The sequence below is a fragment of the Streptomyces sp. WG7 genome (assembly GCF_049975785.1).
GTDB lineage: Bacteria > Actinomycetota > Actinomycetes > Streptomycetales > Streptomycetaceae > Streptomyces.
The window spans coordinates 1-2,322 of the sequence record NZ_JBNGGE010000128.1 but is presented as its reverse complement, the minus strand read 5'-3'; the positions used below and the strand labels follow the sequence as shown (position 1 = coordinate 2,322).

Below are 2,322 nucleotides of genomic sequence, written 5' to 3'. Positions count from 1 at the left end.
ACCGACATCTTCCTGGCGGCCACCGACGAGGACCCGCTCTTCGGTGCGAGTCGGGCACCCGGGTCCGGTCACGGGAGTCAGGCCGCTCCCGCCGTGCGGGATACAGCCTGGTCCCGTGCCGTCATCGACCAGTGGATGCGGTTGCTGCACGAGACCTTCGGCGTGCAGTGGGGTGACGGGCGTTTCGGTGAGTATCTCGCCGGGCTGGGGGTTCTGGAGGCGGTGCGGGCGGCGGATGCCGAGCTTTCGTGGGAGCTGCTGGACACCGGTGTGCTGGAGAAGATGGCCCGCAGGGTGCTGCGTCTGCCCGATGACCATCCGGTCGGTGTCGGTGATCTGTGGATGCTGTACGACGTTGCGCAGGAGGCCTGGGCGGCCGGCCGGGCGGGCAGTGTGGTGGCGGTCGCCGCCTTCTACCTCGACAGGCATCTGGGAGTGCTCTCGGGACCGGGCCGTGTGGCGACGCCCGACGGCTGGGTGCCGGGACGCAACTGGCTGAGGCCGCCGGTTCCCTTCGACCCGGATCATGGCGGTTATGCCGGTGGACGACGAGAGGTCATGAAGTGGGCCGGTCAGCGACCCTATGTACTGCTGGCGAGCGGCAGTTCCGGGGGTGTCTGGGTAGTGGACCGGGCCCGTGTCTCGCATTGGTTGGGTGCTGAGGAGCTGGCGGAGCTGCTCAAACATGACCCGGTGATGCCGACGGACGGCCCGGTGGTGTTCTTCGTGAGCCGGGCCGGTCAGGGTGGTCTGGAGCTGCCCCGCCTGGTGGCCGACCGGCTGGCCATGGGGCCGGGCGGCCGGAACCGCGTGGTGTGGGCCACCGACGGAGACCTGGTCTTCGAGACGAGTTCACAAACGGGCTTCGACCGTCTGGTGCTGGATGACAGCAGGCGTGGTGAGGCTCCGGTGGGCAAGTGGATTCCCAGCAGGCCCGGGTATGTCCTGCGGGGCGCGGGGTCGGGCTTCTTCCGCACGGTGGACGGCCAGGTGATTTCCGACCGTCATGTGGCGTGGCACGCGATCCTCGATAAAGACGGCACGCGAATCATCGGCCGGTCCAGCATGAGCCCTCAGGACACCGCCCAGTACGATCACCCCGTTCTGTCTTCTCTGGAAGGCTGGGCCCGGGGATACGGCGACCTCTCAGGTTCTTCCCATGCGTTTGATGGCCCGAAGGTCGGGTACTGGGTGCTTACCCACGGCGACAGGCAGGCTGTCGATTTGTGGCTGGACGACGGCACCCTGGTGAGAGTGAATTACGTAGAACTCGGCCGGGTTCTGCGGCGCAGGCCCAGCTTCCAGAAGTTGCGCGCGGACCAGGCCGTACAGCTGCATGTCTGCCATGCGGGGTCACTGGCCCCGGGCCGTGATCGGCTGGTGGTTCCCCGTAACGGCCAGATGGTCGCCAATGCCGTCGGGCGGGTGGTGCGTGCCGCGCCCGCATCGGTCAACATCCGCACTTCGCCCGATGGCGATTTTCCGGTGCTGGAGCTGAGTAATCCCGTTGATGTTCCTGAGGTGTTTCCGCGGCTGTTCTTCCCCGAGCCGTCTGGGGATGAGCTGTGGGACCGGATTGACCAATACCTCGTAGGTCCGGACGGCGCGCTGCCGCCTGAGCCAGAGGAGCGGATGCTTCGGATGATGCGCGCCGTCAACGAGATCTTCGGTGTCGATCCCGTTTCTGAGCCGCAATTGCTGGAGGCGTTCGGGCGTCTGGAGCGGATGCGTCTGGCGGACCAGGACCGTGCCGGTTGGCGGGGTGGTCCGTTGACTTGGGAGCTGCTGGAGGAAATCGCCGGGCAGTACGCGGTGCGGCAGGAGGCGTGGAAGCGGTCCGGTGCTCCGAGCGGCTGGCCGCTGCTTGCGGTGATGCGGGAGATGCTGGGCAAGGCCCTTGATCCGTGGGCCCGCAACCCAATGACCCTCACCTGGTTCCTTGACAACTCCTCAGAAGTTGCTGCTGTTCGGCTTCCCCGTGCGCTGGACCCGGCCTTCTGGGACGACGGCAACCCCGACAACTGGACGAGGTTGGTGCCTTCCTCAGAGGACACCGGACAGCCTGAGCTGTCCGGTGAGTCGGACAGCGCGGGTGATGAGGAGTCGGAGTACTCGGAACAATCGGACTACTCGGAGATAGGCTGGGACAGTTCCAGCGATGAGGGCGAGCCCTTCTCGCTCGATACGGATGAGGTGCCGGGTTTCCAGCCGAGTGGGGCACCGCCGGGTGACGTGCCGGGGTCTTCGGCGCTCAAGGGCGCGCGGGTTCCGGAGTTCGTGTCGGTTTCGGAGAGTCCGGTGGGCAGGGAGGGTTGGTGGTCT

The 2,322-nt window shown here is 66.7% G+C and carries 1 protein-coding gene; it reads left to right on the top strand.

All coding sequences use genetic code 11. From position 1 onward, the window contains the following. Positions 1–135: 135 nt before the first annotated feature. On the top strand, positions 136–2,322 hold a 2,187-nt coding region (locus tag ACP4J0_RS38315), incomplete at its 3' end, for a lonely Cys domain-containing protein (RefSeq protein ID WP_426604043.1).